The 17,200-nt window shown below is 68.9% G+C and carries 15 protein-coding genes; 5 read left to right on the top strand and 10 right to left on the bottom strand.

Annotated features, from left to right (window positions below):
* Nucleotides 1-473 precede the first annotated feature (473 nt).
* Together HMH01_RS17480 and HMH01_RS17475 are read left to right on the top strand one after the other, a co-directional pair.
* Complete coding sequence (locus tag HMH01_RS17480; protein WP_171327093.1) at nucleotides 474-1,934, top strand: metal-dependent hydrolase family protein; 1,461 nt, start codon at nucleotides 474-476, stop codon at nucleotides 1,932-1,934.
* Nucleotides 1,934-2,686, top strand: a complete 753-nt coding sequence (locus HMH01_RS17475; protein ID WP_171327092.1) for a porin family protein — start codon at nucleotides 1,934-1,936, stop codon at nucleotides 2,684-2,686. The genes HMH01_RS17480 and HMH01_RS17475 overlap by 1 nt, the downstream gene beginning before the upstream one ends.
* A 14-nt stretch (nucleotides 2,687-2,700) precedes the next feature.
* Here the strand turns inward: HMH01_RS17475 and HMH01_RS17470 are convergent, their stop codons facing one another.
* The 7 genes from HMH01_RS17470 to HMH01_RS17440 all read right to left on the bottom strand — a co-directional run bounded on the left by HMH01_RS17470 (nucleotide 2,701) and on the right by HMH01_RS17440 (nucleotide 10,478).
* Nucleotides 2,701-4,380, bottom strand: coding sequence for an alpha/beta hydrolase (locus HMH01_RS17470; RefSeq protein WP_171327091.1), 1,680 nt, complete (start codon nucleotides 4,378-4,380; stop codon nucleotides 2,701-2,703).
* A gap of 44 nt (nucleotides 4,381-4,424) precedes the next feature.
* Entirely contained in the window at nucleotides 4,425-4,790 is a 366-nt protein-coding gene (locus tag HMH01_RS17465) for a hypothetical protein (RefSeq protein ID WP_171327090.1), read from the bottom strand.
* Between the two features lie 123 nt (nucleotides 4,791-4,913).
* Nucleotides 4,914-6,314, bottom strand: a complete 1,401-nt coding sequence (hydA, locus tag HMH01_RS17460) for a dihydropyrimidinase (RefSeq protein WP_171327089.1) — start codon at nucleotides 6,312-6,314, stop codon at nucleotides 4,914-4,916.
* Nucleotides 6,311-7,681, bottom strand: a complete 1,371-nt coding sequence (locus tag HMH01_RS17455; protein WP_171327088.1) for an amidohydrolase family protein — start codon at nucleotides 7,679-7,681, stop codon at nucleotides 6,311-6,313. The genes hydA and HMH01_RS17455 overlap by 4 nt, the downstream gene beginning before the upstream one ends.
* Nucleotides 7,682-7,684: 3 nt before the next feature.
* Nucleotides 7,685-8,965: a TRAP transporter large permease gene (locus HMH01_RS17450; protein WP_171327087.1), complete on the bottom strand. Its 1,281-nt coding sequence runs from the start codon at nucleotides 8,963-8,965 to the stop codon at nucleotides 7,685-7,687.
* Nucleotides 8,962-9,492: a TRAP transporter small permease gene (locus HMH01_RS17445; RefSeq protein ID WP_171327086.1), complete on the bottom strand. Its 531-nt coding sequence runs from the start codon at nucleotides 9,490-9,492 to the stop codon at nucleotides 8,962-8,964. Before HMH01_RS17445 ends, HMH01_RS17450 begins: the two co-directional genes overlap by 4 nt.
* Nucleotides 9,489-10,478, bottom strand: coding sequence for a TRAP transporter substrate-binding protein (locus HMH01_RS17440; protein WP_216366917.1), 990 nt, complete (start codon nucleotides 10,476-10,478; stop codon nucleotides 9,489-9,491). Before HMH01_RS17440 ends, HMH01_RS17445 begins: the two co-directional genes overlap by 4 nt.
* 316 nt (nucleotides 10,479-10,794) lie before the next feature.
* On the opposite strand from HMH01_RS17440, the gene HMH01_RS17435 reads away from it, so the two are divergent.
* Nucleotides 10,795-11,502: a GntR family transcriptional regulator gene (locus HMH01_RS17435; protein ID WP_171327084.1), complete on the top strand. Its 708-nt coding sequence runs from the start codon at nucleotides 10,795-10,797 to the stop codon at nucleotides 11,500-11,502.
* A gap of 31 nt (nucleotides 11,503-11,533) precedes the next feature.
* Nucleotides 11,534-12,298, top strand: a complete 765-nt coding sequence (locus HMH01_RS17430) for an aspartate/glutamate racemase family protein (RefSeq protein WP_171327083.1) — start codon at nucleotides 11,534-11,536, stop codon at nucleotides 12,296-12,298.
* Between the two features lie 5 nt (nucleotides 12,299-12,303).
* Here the strand turns inward: HMH01_RS17430 and HMH01_RS17425 are convergent, their stop codons facing one another.
* Nucleotides 12,304-13,059 carry an SDR family NAD(P)-dependent oxidoreductase gene (locus HMH01_RS17425; RefSeq protein ID WP_171327082.1) on the bottom strand — a complete coding sequence of 252 codons (756 nt, stop codon included), beginning with the start codon at nucleotides 13,057-13,059 and terminating at the stop codon, nucleotides 12,304-12,306.
* Nucleotides 13,060-13,178: 119 nt separating this feature from the next.
* Nucleotides 13,179-14,744 (bottom strand): ABC transporter substrate-binding protein, encoded by a 1,566-nt coding sequence (locus HMH01_RS17420; protein ID WP_171327081.1) that lies wholly within the window; start codon nucleotides 14,742-14,744, stop codon nucleotides 13,179-13,181.
* Between the two features lie 469 nt (nucleotides 14,745-15,213).
* Here HMH01_RS17420 and HMH01_RS17415 point away from each other — a divergent pair, with 469 nt between their 5' ends.
* Nucleotides 15,214-16,905: a BCCT family transporter gene (locus tag HMH01_RS17415; RefSeq protein WP_216366916.1), complete on the top strand. Its 1,692-nt coding sequence runs from the start codon at nucleotides 15,214-15,216 to the stop codon at nucleotides 16,903-16,905.
* 81 nt (nucleotides 16,906-16,986) lie between these two features.
* On the opposite strand, the gene HMH01_RS17410 is transcribed toward HMH01_RS17415, so the two are convergent.
* The coding region (locus tag HMH01_RS17410; RefSeq protein ID WP_171327079.1) for a TraR/DksA family transcriptional regulator at nucleotides 16,987-17,200 on the bottom strand (214 nt) is incomplete at its 5' end.

Genomic DNA, 17,200 nt, shown 5'->3' with positions numbered 1-17,200 from the left:
TCCCAGAAACATCATCGCCTGACATCAACAACACAAACACGCGGCAGGCCTTTCCCCGGGGCATGTGGCATGCCCGGCGCGGCGACGGGGGATGGCCGTCTCACCGCGCGGCGTCGGCGGCGTGACGGACCCCGCCCCTGTTCCCGCGCACGCGGACGTTACCCGTGGCCCCACGAGGGCAATTGATCGGGCGGATGTTTCGACCTATCGTCAACGCCAAGTTTTTCTTCGATGAATTTCCGCGGCAGGTCAGAGTGAGTCGGCAGACCGTCCCCCCGAAAGCCCTGGCCGCCCCTTCTGCCTGGCCGCCCCGCGCCAGTCGCGGGACCGACTGTCGGATCGCCGCCCTCCATGCCCCTTCCGACCCCGCGCCCCTTCCGACCCCATCCCCCTTCCGACCCGATGGCCATTTCCCCGGCCCGGGCCGCCCCATGACGCAGCCCCGGGGCTGACCCCCGCAAGGAGACCCATCCATGTGCATGTCCTGCTACGAGACCGCCCTTTCCGGGGCAGCCGGCATAGATCCCTGCCTGTGCGGCGCGCCGAAGACCCAGGCCGCGATGCGCCGGCTGGAGGCCGACCTGTCGCGCCGCGCCTTCCTGGGCGGGTCCGCCGCGGTGGTGGGAATGTTCGCGGGCTTCGGCCTGCAACCGCGCGAGGTCCGGGCGCAGGCCCCCGGCCAGCCGCTTCTGCTGACCAACCTGCGCTATTTCGACGGCACCGGCAGCCAGTTGCAGGAGGGGCGCGACATCCTGGTGCGCGACGGCCGGATCGAGGCGCTGCCCCCCGCGGGCCAGGGCCCGGCCGAGGCGCAGCGCATCGACTGCGGCGGGCGGGCGGTGATCCCGGGCCTGATCGACGCGCATTGGCATTCGACGCTGGTGGGCGTCAGCCAGATCGTCGCCCTGACGCAGGACCTGGGCTTCGTGCACCTGATGTCGGGGCGCGAGGCGGGGGCCACCCTGATGCGCGGCTTCACCACCGTGCGCGACGTGGGCGGGCCGGCCTTCGGGCTGAAGCTGGCCATCGACCAGGGGGCGGTGGCGGGGCCGCGGATCTTCCCGTCGGGGGCGATGCTGTCGCAGACCTCGGGCCATGGCGACTTCCGGCTGCCGAGCGAGTTGCCCCGGATGCCCGGCGATCCCGCCAGCTACAGCGAGCGGATCGGCGCCGCCGCCATCGCGGACGGGCGCGACGAGGTGCTGCGCCGCGCCCGCGAGCAGCTGATGAAGGGGGCGAGCCAGCTGAAGATCATGGCGGGCGGCGGGGTCGCGTCGCGTTACGATCCGCTCGATGCGACGCAGTACCTGGAGGAGGAGATGGAGGCGGCGGTGCGCGCCGCGGCCGACTGGGGCACCTATGTCTGCGCGCATGTCTACACCTCGAAGGGGATCCAGCGCGCGGTGCGGGCGGGCGTGAAGTCGATCGAGCACGGCCAGCTTGCCGACAGCGAGACGATCCGCATGATGCGCGACGAGGGCGCGTGGTGGTCGATCCAGCCCTTCCTCGCGGACGAGGACGCGAACCCCTACACCGATCCGGCCAGCATCGCCAAGCAGCGGCAGGTGGCCGAGGGCACCGTGCGTGCCTTTGAGGAGGGGCGCGCCGAAGGGGTCCGCATGGCCTTTGGCACCGATATCCTGTTCAACCCGGCGGGCGCGGCCAGCCAGGGGCGCCAGCTTTCGAAGCTTGCGCGCTTCATGTCCCCGCTCGAGGCGCTGCGCATGGCGACCGGGGATGCGGGCGAGCTGCTTTCGCTGTCGGGCCCGCGCAGCCCCTATGCCGGGCGTCTGGGCGTCATCGCCGAAGGCGCGCTGGCCGACCTGCTGGTGACGGACGGGGATCCAGCCACGGACCTGTCCTTCCTCGGCGATCCGGACAACACCCTGCGGCTGATCATGAAGGGCGGCCGCATCCACAAGGATACCCTGTGATGACGAGCAAGAGACTTTCCCGCATCGGGGCCGCACTGACCGCTGGCGCGCTGGCGCTTGCCGGTGCGGCGCAGGCGCAGACATCCGGCGCGGACTGGAACGCGCAGCTCACGCTTTATGGCTGGGGCGCCGGGATCGGCGGCGATCTGACGCCCTTCGCCGGCGCGCCCACGCTGTCCTTCGACAAGTCCTTCACCGAGGTGCTGGAGGATCTGGACGCCGCCTTTTTCGTGACCGGCTACGCAAGGCGCGATCGCACGGTGTTCCTTGGCGATTTCAGCTATTCCTCTTCCTCGAAGGAAGGGCTGGTGCCGCCGGGCGCCCCTGCCAGCGGCGAGTTCACGCAAAGCTCGCTGACGCTGGCCGCGGGCCGCCGGATGGTGGACGAGGCGGGCCGCGCGATCGACCTGATGGCCGGCGCGCGCGCCTGGCGCATCGAGGGCTCGGTCTCGGTTCCGCTGGCGGGGGTCAGCGTCTCGCCCGAGAAATCCTTCGTCGATCCGATCCTGGCCGTGCGCGGCAACTTCCGCGTCTCGCCGCGCTGGTCCGTGATCGGCTATGCGGATCTGGGCGGCTTCGGCGTCGGCTCGGACCTGACCTGGCAGGTGGTCGCCACGGCCAACTACAAGGCGACCGAAAACCTGTACCTGTCGGCGGGCTACCGGCATCTCTACCTGGATTACGACGACGGCGGCACCGAGTTCGAGGGCAGCATGAGCGGGCCGCTGCTGGGCGTCACCTGGAGGTTCTGACCGGGTGACGCGGCTCAGCGCGGGACGAGGTCGCGCAGATGCTCGACCAGCCGCGCCTCGGTCGCGGCATCCCAGCCCTCGGGGGCGAGCGTCGCGGCCCAGGCGGGGATGTAGTGCCGCGCTACATAGTCGTGGCCATGGCCCAGCGTGCCCAGCGCCACGGCCATGTCCACGCCCACCTGCAACAGGGTGACCACCGGAACCCAGCGCATCTTGGGCGATACGTCGGGGGCGCGCGGGCCGGTCAGCCAGTCGGGCGCCCGCCAGGCCAGCGACCAGTCGAAGAACACGATCGGATCGCTGCCATATTGCAGGAACACCAGCCGCATCGGCCCCCAGTCGGCGTCGAACCGGGCAAAGCGCGCGTCCTGGTTGGCGGTGCGGATCAGCGAGCCGTTGCCGAAGCGCGGCTGCCAGGCCGGGCTGTCGGGCTGGCGGCGGGTGACGACCATGTTCCAGAACCCGCTCAGGAAGGGCGAGCCGGTCCACATCGCGCCCTGGAACGGATCGCCCAGCACATCGAGCAGCGGCACGGTTTCCTGCGACAGGAACGCCCCAAGGCTGAGCCCGTGCAGGTAGAGGCCGGGCCGCGCGTCGGCGGGCAGTCCGGTCCAGTGCCGATAGACCAGGTCGAACAGCGCCTGCGCCTCGGCCAGACCGTGCTCGGGATCGACGATCACCGACACGGGGCTGGACAGGTAGCTGTACTGCACCGACACCGTCGCCACGTCGCCGCGGGTGATGTAGTCGAGACTGTCCATCGCGCCCGGATCCAGCCAGCCCGAGCCGGTGGGCATGGCGATCACGAGGGTGCGACGCTCGAACCCGCCCACGCGCAGAAGTTCGTCGAAGGCAAGGCGCGCCCGCGCCTCGGGGGTCTCGGCGGCGTTCAGCCCGACATAGACGCGGATCGGCTCTTTCGCGGGCGCGTTCCAGAAGGCGCCGATTTCCGCCGCTTCCGGCCCGGAGCTGACAAAGTCGCGGCCCCAGCGGCCCAGATCCTCCCAGCCGACCAGGGATGCGGCGCTGCCGGATTTCAGCGGATCCCCGGGCCGGGCCAGGTCGGGCGCGACGATCGCGTCGGCCAGTTGCGAGGCGTTGTCGATCGCGCGCAGCGCGTAGCGCATCCCCACGCCGTCCACCACCGCCCAGAAGATCGCCAGCGCCGCAAGCCCGCCCAGCAGGTTCGCCACCCGTGGCGGCAGGAAGCGTCTGCCGCGTCGGCTGCCATCGCTTGCCAGCAGCTGGAAGGATCGCCCGAAGAACAGCAGCACCACGAAGATCGCGGCCGCCAGCGCCAGCACGATCAGCGGCGCGCCGGTATCCGTCGGCGGCAGGCCCCAGGCGGCCCGGACCGAGTCCTGCCAGTCCGCGCTGCGCCACAGGCAGATCGCCGTGCCAAGCCCGGTAAGCCCCAGGCAGACGCGCATGACGATCCGCCTTGCATCCGCCGGCAGGGGCCGGACCCCCAGCCACCGAAACAGCGTGACCAGCCCGAACCAGGTCGCGTAGCCCACCGAGAAGACAAGCCCGCCCAGCAGCCCCTGCACCATCGGCTCGCGCGGGACCAGCGACGGCGTCAGCGACAGCGAGAACAGGATCGCGCCCAGCACGACCCCGCCGCCCTGAAGCGGGGCGAGGAAGCGCGCGACCCCTGCCCCGTCCGGGTCGCGGACCTGCTCAGGCGATGCCATGGTCACGGATCACCAGCGGGCGCGCCCGCATCCGGCCCGCCGGATCACGGCGTCAGCTGCCAGCGGCCGTCGGCCATGCGGCAGCGCCGGCTGACATACTGCTGCACCCCGGCGCGGCTTGCGGTGCGGAACTTGTAGCCGAGTGTCACGCAATCGCCCGCCACGGCCGTCACCTCGACCAGGCCATGGGCTCGCGTCTGGGGGTTGGACCAGACCGTGTCATCGCCCACCTGCACGTCGCCGCGGGTATAGAGCGCGGCACCCTCGCGGACCATGATGTCCACATCCGCCTGCGACAGCCCCGTGCGCGCGAGCCCGGTCAGAAGCGGGTTGGCAAAGGCCGGCTGGGCGGCACCGGCCGCAAACAGCAGGCCTGCGGAAAAAAGGGTGGAAAAAATGAGAGTTTTCATAAGTCTGGACCTTAGAGGAGTGGGACGGCAACCGCTCTGCACTCTATGCAGCTTTCGCCCCGCTGGCAACGACGGCCGGCAGGCTCAACGATTGCGTGAGCGGGCGGCATCCGCCCCGCCCCCTCAGCCGGTCCGGTCCAGATAGATCCCGTCGCCGGGCCGGTTCATCACCTGGCCGTCCTGCATCACCGTCCGCCCGCGCAGCAGGGTGCGGACCGGCCAGCCGGTGACATCCATCCCCTCGTAGGGGGTGTAGTCCGAGCCGTGGTGCAGATCCTGCTGCCGGATCGTCCGCCGCACGCCGGGATCCCAGAGCACCAGGTCCGCGTCGCCGCCGACCACGATCGAGCCCTTGCGCGGATAAAGCCCGTAAAGCCGCGCGGGGTTGGTCGCGGTCAGCGCGACGAAGCGTTCGGGGGTGATCCGGCCCTTCGAGACCCCCTCGGAGAACAGGATCACCAGCCGCGTCTCGACGCCGGGCAGCCCGTTCGGCACCCATTTGAACGAGGTGCGCGCGCGCGGATTGTCCTTGCCCGTATGCGCCGGCCCCTGGAAACGGAACGGCGCATGGTCCGAGGAGAAGATGTCGAAGCTGCCATCGGCCAGCCCCTCCCAGACGGCCTGCTGGCTTTCGGTGTCGCGGGGCGGGGGCGAGCAGACATATTTCGCCCCCTCGAAATCCATGTTCAGCCCCTTAAGGTCATTCTCGGTCAGGACCAGGTATTGCGGGCAGGTCTCGGCATGGACGCGGTGGCCCCGCCTGCGCGCGGCGCGGATCTCGTCCAGGGGCGCGCGGCCCGAGACATGGACGATCACGATCGGCACGTCGACCAGTTCGGCATGGGCGAGCGCGCGGTGCGTCGCCTCGCGCTCGGCGATGGCGGAATGGGCCCTTGCGTGGAAATAGGGCGCGGTCTTGCCCGCCGCTTCCAGCTTTTCGGTCATGAAGCGGATGGCGTCATGGCCCTCGGCATGGACCATCACCAGCGCGTTCTCGCGGCGCGCGACGTCGAACACCTCCAGCAGTTCGCGGTCGTTCAGCATCAGGTCGTCATAGGTCATGAACACCTTGAAGCTGCGATAGCCCTCGCGCACCAGCGCGGGCAGTTCCTGCCCCAGCACCTGCGGCGTGGGGTCGGTGACGATCATGTGGAAGCTGACATCGACATGGCACTTGCCCTCGGCCTCGCGGTGGTAGGCCGCGACCGCCTCGCGCAGGCTTTGCCCGCGGGCCTGCAACGCGAAGGGCAGCACGGTGGTGGTGCCGCCCGCCGCCGCCGCGCGGGTGCCGCTTTCGAAATCATCCGCCATCACCGTCCCGTCCGAGGTGGGCTGCGACAGGTGGACATGGGCGTCCACCCCGCCCGGCAACACCCACAGGCCGGCGGCGTCGATGCTCTCGGCCCCGGAAAGCCCGGTGCCGATGGCGGCGATCCGGCCGGCGCTGATGCCGATATCGGCGCGGTAGCTGTCGGCGGCGGTCACGATCAGCCCGTCGCGGATCACCAGGTCATGCCGGGTCATCGCCTTTCTCCCTTCATCCGTGCCAGTTCCGCGCGGGCGCGCGACCACAGCGCCTCGGCAGCGCGCTGGGCGTCGCGCAGGATCTCGTCCTCGTTCGCAAGCGTGGAGCGGCCGTCGCGCAGCACGATGCGGCCGTCCACCACGACATGGCGCACGTCGCGGCCCTGCGCGGTGTGCACGAGATTGCCCAGCGGGTCGATCAGCGGCACCAGGTGCGGGCGGCGGTAGTCGAGCAGCACGATATCGGCCTTCTTGCCCTCGGTGAGCGAGCCCAGCTCATGTTCCAGCCCCATCGCCCGCGCCCCGCCCATGGTCGCCATCGCGAACACGGTTTCGGGCTGCCAGTCGTCGCTGATCGCGCCGCGCTGGATGCGGCCCATGTTCAGCCCCCAGCGCATCACCTCGACCATGTCGGCATGCATGTTGTCGGTGGCGAGCGTCAGGCGCGCGCCTGCCGCGCGCAGCCTGTCGGTGGGCGCGATGGTGGCGCCGGTGGCGTTGCCCTTGGGGATATGGGCCACATGCATCCCGGCCCGGCCGATGCGTTCGATGTCGCTGTCGGTGACGAAGATGCAATGCGCCGACAGAAGCCGGTCGTCGAGCAGCCCCACCTCGTCCAGCAGTTCCGGCGGGCTCATGCCGTCGCGTTCGCGCACGGTCTCCACCTCGATCCGGCTCTGGCACAGATGGGTGGCGGTCCGCAGGCCGGTGCGGTCGCGCAGATCGCGCACCCGTTCGAGCTGCCGGCGCGAGCAGGTGTCGGGCGCATGCGCGGCAAGGTGCACGCCGATCCGCCCATCGGCCTTGCCATGGCAGGTCTCGTAAAGGCTTTCGGCCAGGTCCAGCGTCCAGGCGCCGATCGCGTCGGAATAGGTCCATTCCTTCAGGTGCACGCGGCTGAAATCCACGTCGTGGATGCGCCCGCAGCCCCAGGCGCGGATGCCCAGATCGGCCATCGCGGGCAGCGTCAGTTCCTGGTGCACGAAGCTGTCGTTGATCAGCGTCGAGCCGAATTTCAGCGCCTCGAGCGCGCCCAGCCGCGCCATGGCGACGGCCTCGGCTTCGGTCACGTCGTGGCCATGGGGCACGCCGGGCGTGTAGGCGGGGGCAAAGCCCATGTCCTCGGCCACGCCGCGCACCATGCTCAGGATCGCGTGGGTGTGCACGTTCATCAGCCCCGGGATCGCGACATGGCCGCGCGCGTCGATCACCTCGCGCGCGGGCGGGGCCGCGCCTTCGGCGGGGCCCAGATGCGTGATGCGGTTGCCGGTCACGCCGATGCGGCCCGGGTTCAGCACCGGGGCCGAGGGGTCGGCGGTCAGCACCACCGCCCCCTCGATCAGCAGGTCCAGGATCGGTGCGTCCATGGCTCAGAACCCCATCACGCGCGGCAGCCACAGGACCAGCTCGGGCACCAGCAGGCACAGGATCAGCACGCCGAACTGAAGCAGGACGAAGGGCCACACCTCGACGATCAGCTTGCCCATCGGCACCCGGGTGATGCCGCTCATCACGAAGAGCAGCACGCCGACCGGGGGCGTCATCATCCCGATCACCAGGTTGAACATGAAGAGGAACCCGAAATAGAGCGGGTCGAGCCCGTAGCTGATCGCCAGCGGCGCGAACAGCGGCACCAGCATGATGTAGGCCGCGTTGGATTCGACCAGCATCCCCACCACGATCAGCATGAGCATCACCAGCAGGGTGAAGATCAGCGGATCGGCGGTCAGCGCCTGCACCGCGTTGGTCAGCTTCATCGGCAGCATCTCGATGGTGAAGACGAAGGTGACGACCGAGGCGAAGGCGATCAGCGCGCCCACCATCGACGCGGTGACGGCGGCGCGGAACAGGCAGCCCGGCAGGTCCGCAAGCTTCAGCTGGCCGGTGACGAAAAAGCCGATGAAGGCGCCGTAGACGCAGGCGATCGCGGCACCCTCGGTCGCGGTGAAGATGCCGCCGACGATGCCGCCCACCACGATGATCGGCATGAGCAGGATGATCAGCGCGCGGCGGGTCTGGGTCAGCACGTTCCGCAGCGTGACCGGATCGCCCGTCAGCGTGTAGCCGCGCCGCCACGAGATGAAGCTTGCCAGCCCCATGAAGCCCAGCGTCAGGATGATGCCCGGCACCACGCCGGCCATGAACATGCCGCCCACCGACACGGACGAGCCGGCCATCAGCGCGTAGACGATCATCGCGTTCGAGGGCGGGATCACCGGGCCGAGATTGGCCGCCGAGGCGATGACCGCGCTGGAATAGCTGTCGGGGTAATGCTTGCGCATGGACGGCACCAGCGTCGAGCCGAGCGCGCTGGCGCTGGCGACGGCCGCGCCGGTGACGGCGGCCAGCACCATGCCGGCGATGACGGCGACATTGGCGATGCCGCCATGCACGCGACCGACCAGGCTGTTGGCAAAGGTGATGAGCCGGTCCATGACGCCCGCCTTCACCATCAGCTCGCCCGCCAGCATGAACAGCGGAATGGCCATCAGCGGAAAGCTGTTGACCGCGAAAAGCATGCGTTGCGGCAGGATCACCAGCTCGAAGCCGATGGACTGAAGCCCCGCCAGCCCGGCGAACCCCAGGGCAAAGGCGAGCGGCATGCCGATGACGGCGAGAAAGCCGAAAACGGCCAGGACCAGCCAGATCATGTCTCGGACTCCGTGGTCATGCAGGCAGGCCCGCCGACGGCAAGGACGACCAGGTGCAGAAAGCCGTGAAAGCCGGTGAACAGCACCGGCAGGTAGTAGAGCCCCGCCGACACGGGCAGGGTGGGCATGAGTTCGTTCCACTTGTCGGCGGTGGCGATCGCGCCTGTCCAGAGAATGACGATCATCAGCACCGCCGAGGCGGCCGCGCTGATGCGGAACAGCACCGTGTGCAGGCCGCGCGGCATCATGTTCACGAACAGGTCGATGCCCACATGCACGCCGCGGCGGATGCCATGGGGCAGCGCAAGGAAGATCGCCGCCACGAAGAAGAAGCGCGACGCCTCGTCCGCGAAGTCGATCGAGGAGTTGAGCGCATAGCGGAAGAACACCTGAAGGCTGACCAGGATCGCCATGGCCGCCATCATCACGACGATGACCCAGCGCGACAGCACGTCGATCCCGCGGGCGAACCGGTCCACGAAAGCGAGAGGGCCGGACAAGTCCGGCCCCCCTTCGAGGCGCGTCATTCCACGCTCTCCGCCAGCACCATGTCGATGACCGCCGGATCGACGCGGGATTTCAGCGCCTCGGCGATGCCCATGGTCGCCTCGCGCATGCCGGCGCGGGCCTCGGGGGTGATGGCGTGGAACTCCATGCCGGCGGCGATCAGCTCGTCGCGGAACTTCAGGTCAAGCGCCGCGGCTTCCTTGCGCTGCCATTCCACCGCCTCGCGCATGGCGGTGCGCACGGCCTCCTGGTGTTCGGGCGAAAGCCGGCCAAAGGCGTCGCGGTTCGCCACCACGTTGATGAAGTCGAAGAAGTGGCCCGTATCGGACAGGTAGGTCTGCACCTCGTTGAAGCGGCGGGTGGAGATGATGTTGTAGGGGTTTTCCTGCCCGTCGAGCACGCCCTGCTGAAGCGCCGAGTAGAGTTCGGACACGTCCATCGCCTGCGGGTTCGCACCGAGCGCGCGGAAGGTGTCGAGATGCACCTCGTTGGGTTGCAGGCGGATGCGCAGGCCCGCGAAATCCTCGGCCGAGGTGATCGGGCGCACGTTGTTGGTCGCGTGGCGGAAACCGAGTTCCATGTAGCCCAGGTTGACGAAGCCCTCTTCCAGCAGCTTCTCGTCCATCAGGGTGCCCACGGGGCCGTCCATCACCTCGAAGGCCTTGTCGCGGCTCTCGAACAGGAAGGGCAGGCTGACCGCCTCCAGTTCCGGCACGGTGCGGGTGAAGTAGGCGATCGAGGTGAACACCGCGAAGATCGCGCCCGAGCGGACCTGGTCCACGTTCTCGTTGGCGCCGCCCAGCTGCATGGCGGGGAAGTTCTGCACCACCAGCTCGCCGCCGGTCAGTTCCTCCACCCGCTCCTTGAAGATCTCCATCGCGCCCGAGGCGGTGTGCTCGACCGGGAAGTTGCCGGCGACGCGCAGGGTCGTCTGCGCCTGCGCCGCGACGCTGCCCAGCAGGATCGCCCCCGCCGCCAGCCCCGAAATCAGGAAGTTCTTGGCCATCATGTTCCCCTTGTTGGTCCTCGCTGTTTCGTTCGCCCCCCTTCCGGGCAGGGCCCGGGCGACGGCGGATCGAGCGTTGCGGTTCTTTCTTTCGGCTGACCAGCCCCCGCCGCGCCTTGGTGGAGGGATTCTGGCCGCCATGCTCATCTCATACGCAAAATTTTGGATATTGCATACAATTTTTTCATTTCATAAATTTCCTCATGTGCTTATGTGGATCAACACTGTGCAAAAGCAGCGCCGGACGCGATTCTGCCCACTCCCCCCGTGGGGCGCGATTCGCGGAAATGAACGGCCGATGGTGAAGGAAAGCCGGATGCAGGACGACACGGACGCAAGCATGCCCCGCCCGCCCGTCAGGGAGTTGCGGCGCGCCCCCCTGCACGAGCAGGTGGCCGAGCGGCTGCGCGAACTGATCGTGCATGGCCAGCTGAAACCGGGCGAGCGGATATCGGAACAGGCGCTGTGCGACGCGCTCGACATCTCGCGCACGCCGCTGCGCGAGGCGATCAAGAGCCTGGCGGTCGAGGGGCTGATCGAGCTGCGCCCCAACCGCAGCGCGGTGATCGCGCCGCTGCGCCGCGAGCAGACGCTGGAATTGTTCGAGGTGATCGCGGGCATGGAACGCATTGCCGCCGAACACGCCGCGCTGCGCCTGACGCCCGAGGAATTGCGCAGGCTCGACAGGCTTCAGACCCGGATGGAGGCCTGCCACGAGGCGGGCGACCTGAAGCCCTATTTCGCGCTGAACCAGGAAATCCACGAGCGCATCGTCGCGGGCGCGCACAACGCGGTGCTGGTATCGTCCCACGGGATCCTGCTGTCGCAGGTGTCCCGCGCGCGCTACTTCGCGCTTTTCGTGCCGCAGCGCTGGCAGGATTCGGTGATGGAGCACCGGATGATCCTGGACGCGCTCAAGGCGCATGACGCGGCCCATGCGGGCGCGCTGATGCGCGATCATGTGTGGCGGACGGGACAGATCATCGCCGACGCGATCGAGGACAGGCCGGCCGCGGCGTCCTGAGCGCCGCCGCCACAGAATGAGGAGACCGAGGATGCGGTTGCTTGTGATCAACCCCAACACCTCCGAAAGCGTGACCGCGCTGATCCGCAGGGCGGCCGAGGCGGCCGCAGCACCCGGCACGGAGATCGTCACCGACACGGCACCCTGGGGCGTGCCCTATATCGCCACGCGGACCGAGGCGGCGCTGGGCGGCCATGTCGCGCTGGAGATGCTGGCGCGTCACCAGCCGGGCTATGACGCGGCCATCATCGCGGCCTTCGGCGACCCGGGGCTGGGGGCCGCGCGCGAGTTGTTCCCGCAGCCGGTCATCGGGCTGGCCGAGGCGGGGATGCTGACCGCCTGCATGCTGGGCCAGAAATTCGCCATCGTGACATTCTCGAACGCGCTGACAGCCTGGTACCGCGAATGCGTCGCCTGGCACGGGCTGGAGGGGCGGCTTGCGGGGATATTCACCCTGACCGAGTCCTTCCGCGACATCGGCGACGTGCAGGTGGAGAAAGAGGAAAAGCTGGTCGCGCTGTGCCATTCGGCGCTGGCGGCCAGCGATGCGGACGTGATCGTGCTGGCCGGCGCGCCGCTTGCGGGGCTGGCGCATCGGGTGGCCGATCGGGTGCCGGTGCCGGTGATCGACTGCGTCGCCGCCGCCGTGTGCCAGGCCGAGACGCTGGCCCGGCTCAACCCCCGCAAGGCCACCGCCGGCAGCTTCGCCCGGCCGGGCGCAAAGGCCGCGACCGGCGCGGACGAGGCGTTGGCCCGCTGGATCGAGGGGCGCGAGGGCGCGGTCCTGCCGGGCTGAGCGGCCTACTGCGCCGTGTAGCCCCCATCGACCAGGTGGTACGACCCGGTGATGAAGCTGGCGCGATCCGACAGCAGGAACAGGATCAGCGCCGCCACTTCCTCGGGGCGCCCGATGCGGTTCAGCGCGTGCCGGCCCGCAAGGAAAGCCAGCGTCGCCTCGTCCAGCGCATCCTCGACCATCGGCGTGCGGATGAAGCCGGGGCCGACCGCGTTCACGCGCACCCCGCCGCCCGCATGTTCGAGGGCTGCGTTCTTCGTCGCGCCCAGGATCCCGTGCTTGGCGCTGACATAGGCGGGCGAGTTGGCAAAGCCGACCGCGCCCAGGATCGAGGCCACGTTGACCACCGCCCCGCCCCCGGCCTTCTCGATCTCGGGGATCGCGAAGCGCATGCCGTAGAAGACGCCGGACAGGTTGATGTCGATGACCTTGCGCCAACCGTCCAGGTCATAGCTTCCGGTGGGCGCCTGGGGCCCGCCGATGCCCGCATTGTTGACGATGCCATGCAGCGCGCCCGTCTGCGCGACGGCGAAATCGACCATGGCCCTTACCTCGTCGGCGCTGGCCACATCGACCGCGAAGGCAAGCGCCTTGCCGCCGGCTGCCCGTATCCCGTCGGTGATCCCCCCGGCATGGGCCAGGTCCAGGTCGGCCACGATCACCGTCGCCCCGCTTGCAGCGAGTTCCTCTGCCGTGGCCGCGCCGATGCCGGAACCGCCCCCCGTGACGATGATCGTCCTGCCGTCGAACCTCAGATCCATGTGCGCGCTCCTTCCTTGCGTGAATGCACGGGGATCACAGCACGGCCGGCGGGCACGGACATTGATCTGGGGCAAGGCGGCGCAAGCCCCCTGCCCCGAAGGCGCTCAGACGGCGCGTGTCATTCCACCGTCACCCAGCGCAGCATGAAGAAGTTGTCCGGGCGCTGGACCAGGTCGATGCCTTCGCGCGCGGCCCAGACCAGCGGCTCCTCGTAGAGCGGCACATAGGCCATCTGGTCCTGAAGGATCATCGCCATCTCGTCGAGCATGGCCTGCCGCGCCGCCGGGTCCAGTTCCTGCTGGACCATCGGCAGAAGTTCGTCGATCCGCGCGTTCGAGTAGCCGCCGAAGTTCCAGCTGCCAAGCGTGCCGTCGGGCGTCGCGGCGAGAAAGCGCATCGGATGCTCGGCGTCGAAGGTGCCGGGCGACCAGCCCAGAAGGTAGACGTCGTAATTGCCCGCCCGCAGTTCGTCCCAATAGGTGCGCACCGGGATCGCGTCGAGCTGCGCGTTCAGCCCGACCCGCTGCAACATGCCGGTGATCGCCTGGCAGACCGCCTCGTCGTTGAGATAGCGGTCGTTGGGGCAGCGCAGCCCGAAGGAAAAGCCGTCGGGATAGCCCGCCTCTTCCAGCAGCGCGCGCGCCATGCCCTCGTCATGGGCGGGGCGCTCGGCATGCGCCTCGGAATAGCCCGACAGGCCCGCGGGCTGAAGCTGGCTGGCAGGCTCGGCCTTGCCCGCCATCAGCACCTGGTCGATCGCCTCGACATTGATCGCATGGGCCACGGCGCGGCGCACGCGCACGTCCTGGAAGGGGTTCACCTCCACGTCTCCCGACCCGTAGGTGAGACTGTCCTTGTCGTGGCCGAAGCCCAGCATGATGACCCGCGCCTCCAGCCCCTCGAAGATGCGGATGCCGTCGGTCTGGCCCAGCCGCTCCACGTCCTGGATCGGGATCGGGGCGAGCATGTCGATCTCGGACGACAGCAGCGCCGCAAGCCCGGTCGCCGCGTTGCCGATGGGGGTGAAGATCGCCTCGGTCACGTTGTGCTCGGGCGTGTCCCACCAGTCGGGGTTGTTCCTGAGCCGGATATCCACGCCCGGATCGCGGGCGGTCAGGATGAAGGGCCCGGTCCCGTTCGTGTTGCGGGTGGTGTGCTTCTCCTCGTCGCGGGCGGGCAGTTCGGCGCCGTTCGCCTCGGCCCAGCCGCGGTCGAGGATCATGAAATTCGCGATGCTGTCGGGAAAGAGCGGGTTCGGCCCGGCGGTCAGGAAATCGACGGTGTGGTCATCCACCACCCGCACCTCGGTGACGGGCGCGAACCAGGACCGCACGTCCGAACTGTCGGACCGGCCCCGCTCGTAGGAAAACAGCACGTCGTCGGCGGTGAATTCCTCGCCGCCATGAAAGCGGACCCCCTGGCGCAGCGTGAAGCGCCAGCCATCCTCGCCCTCGAGCGGCGCCCAGGCCGTGGCGAGCGAGGGCTCGATCCGCATCTCGCGGTCGCGGCGCACAAGCCCCTCGTAGATGTTGTTCAGGAACGACGTCACCGGCGCAAGGTTCGCGGCATGCGGATCCATGGTCTGCGGATCGGTGGTGCCGGCCCAGCGGAACGTCTCGGCCGCGGCGGCGCCGCCGATCAGGGCAAGCGCCGTCGACGCGAGGATGAGAGAGTTTCGTGCCATGGTGATCGTCGTCCTTGTCCGTTGTGCCGTTCTGTCGTCCGAAGCCTGCGCCAGGATCATGGCCGCGGCAATCCTTGTCGGCGACCGGGGCGGGAAACATCGCGTGAGGCGATCGGGACACAATCCCCGGCACCGCGAAAACAGTCGCAGGAAAGCATAGATGCCCCCGGCCGGTCATGGCAGATTCCGGAGTTTCCCGAATTTCAAAGCGGCTTTTTCCGGATTTCCAGCCTGTTGCGGTTCAATGTCGGGACGGGACAGGCTAGACTTGGCCGATGCGATCGGGGTCGGCGGCCGGGCATTGCCGCTGCCGCGCCCTGTTCTTGACTTGACTTGCAGGCGGCCCTGCCCCGTTCGGGGCCAGGTCGCCCGCGCTTCGGATCATGGCTCGTGCCCCGTTGTGGGCAGGGCCGGAATGCGCGCCCGGGATGGGGCGCGCCAAAGCATGAGCAAAGAAGGAAAGCCCGAAATGAGCGATCCCACCACCAGTTCCCCGGTCTCCGCACAGGATGCGGTCGAGGGAGCCGAGGACATCGTCCCCGATATCGAGCCCATTCCCGAGCCGGAGGGGGCGACCGAGATCATCGAGACCGATTACGAGATCGGCCAGGACAACCTGGAAAAGAGCTGGACCCTCAGCTTCGACATCCACCAGGTGGTGTTCACCTGGTCTGCGCTGGCGATCACGGCCTTCATCATCCTGACGCTCGCCCTCCAGGCCGAGATCGAGCCCGCCTTCACCGGCCTGCGCGACTGGCTGACCGGCACGCTGGACTGGTTCTTCCTGCTGGCCGGCAACATCTTCCTGGTGCTGTGCCTTGCCCTGATCGTCTCGCCGCTGGGCAGGATCCGGCTGGGCGGGCCCGACGCGGTTCCCGATTACGGCTATGTCGGCTGGTTCTCGATGCTGTTCGCCGCCGGCATGGGCATCGGGCTGATGTTCTTCGGCGTGTCCGAGCCGCTGAGCCACTACTCCACCGCCTTTGGCGGCATCACCATGGGCGAGGACGGCGTGCGCGCCGACTGGGCGCCGCTGGGCGGGGCCGAGGGCGACGCGGAAGCCGCGCGCCGGCTGGGGCTGGCCGCCACCATCTTCCACTGGGGCCTGCATCCCTGGGCGATCTATGCGGTGGTGGCCCTCGCGCTGTCGCTCTTCAGCTACAACAAGGGCCTGCCGCTGACGCTGCGCTCTGCCTTCTACCCGATCTTCGGGGAACGGGTCTGGGGCTGGCCGGGCCATGTCATCGACATCCTCGCGGTGTTCGCCACCATCTTCGGGCTCGCCACCTCGCTCGGGATCGGGGCGCAGCAGGCCTCGGCCGGGCTCGACTACCTGTTCGGCCTGGGCACCAGCAACACCATGCTGATCGCGCTGATCATCTTCATCACCGCCATTGCCATCGCCTCGATCGTGCGCGGGCTCGACGGCGGGGTGAAGGTGCTCTCCGAGGTGAACATGGCGCTTGCAGCGGCACTCCTGCTGTTCATCATCCTGGCCGGCCCCACGCTCGAGATCCTGACCGGCTTCTTTGCCAGCCTCGGGGCCTATGGGCAGTACCTGCCGGCGCTGTCGATGCCCTTCGGCCGCGAGGACACGAATTTCGTGCAGGGCTGGACGGCCTTCTACTGGGCCTGGTGGATCAGCTGGTCGCCCTTCGTCGGCATGTTCATCGCGCGCGTCAGCCGTGGCCGGACGGTGCGCGAGTTCCTGTTCGCCGTGCTGATCGTGCCGACGCTTCTGTCGGTGCTTTGGATGACCGCGCTGGGCGGGACCGCCATCACGCAGGTGGTCGAGCTTGGCGTCACCGCCGTGCAGGACGCGGCGCTGGAGCTGAAGCTGTTCGAGATGCTGGCCCAGCTGCCCCTGACGGGCATCACCTCGCTGGTGGGGATCGTGCTGGTGCTGGTGTTCTTCATCACCTCGTCGGACAGCGGCAGCCTGGTGATCGACACCATCGCCGCGGGCGGCAAGATCAACGCCCCCGTCGTGCAGCGCGTGTTCTGGGCCATCGTCGAGGGGCTGGTCGCGGTCGCGCTTCTGCTGGGCGGCGGGCTGGTCGCGTTGCAGGCGATGGCGGTCTCGACCGGGCTGCCCTTCACGCTGGTGCTGCTGGCCGCCTGCTACGCCATCGTGCGCGGCCTGATGAACGAGCCGCGCTAAGGCCGGACCTCGACCCTGAAACACCCTGCGCCCGGCCGAAACGCCGGGCGCAGGACACTCAAGCGGCCCCCGCGCGCGCTGTCAGCTGGCGCAGTCGCGGCAGCGCATCACGGTCGGGTTGAGATCGAGGCGGGGGGTTCCGATGAAGTCGCCGCAGCCGTCGCACCATCCGAACTCGCCCGCTTCGATCCGGCGGATCGCGGCCTCGATCGCGCGGGCGCGGCCCATGCGGCGGGCGTCCTGCGCGGCGGCCATGGCCTGCTGCTGCAGCGCGTCCATGCGGCTCAGGCGGCCC

The organism is Halovulum dunhuangense, assembly GCF_013093415.1.
In the GTDB taxonomy this organism is placed as follows: domain Bacteria; phylum Pseudomonadota; class Alphaproteobacteria; order Rhodobacterales; family Rhodobacteraceae; genus Halovulum; species Halovulum dunhuangense.
The sequence above is the reverse complement of the archived record's forward strand: the minus strand, read 5'-3'. Positions and strand labels throughout refer to the sequence as shown.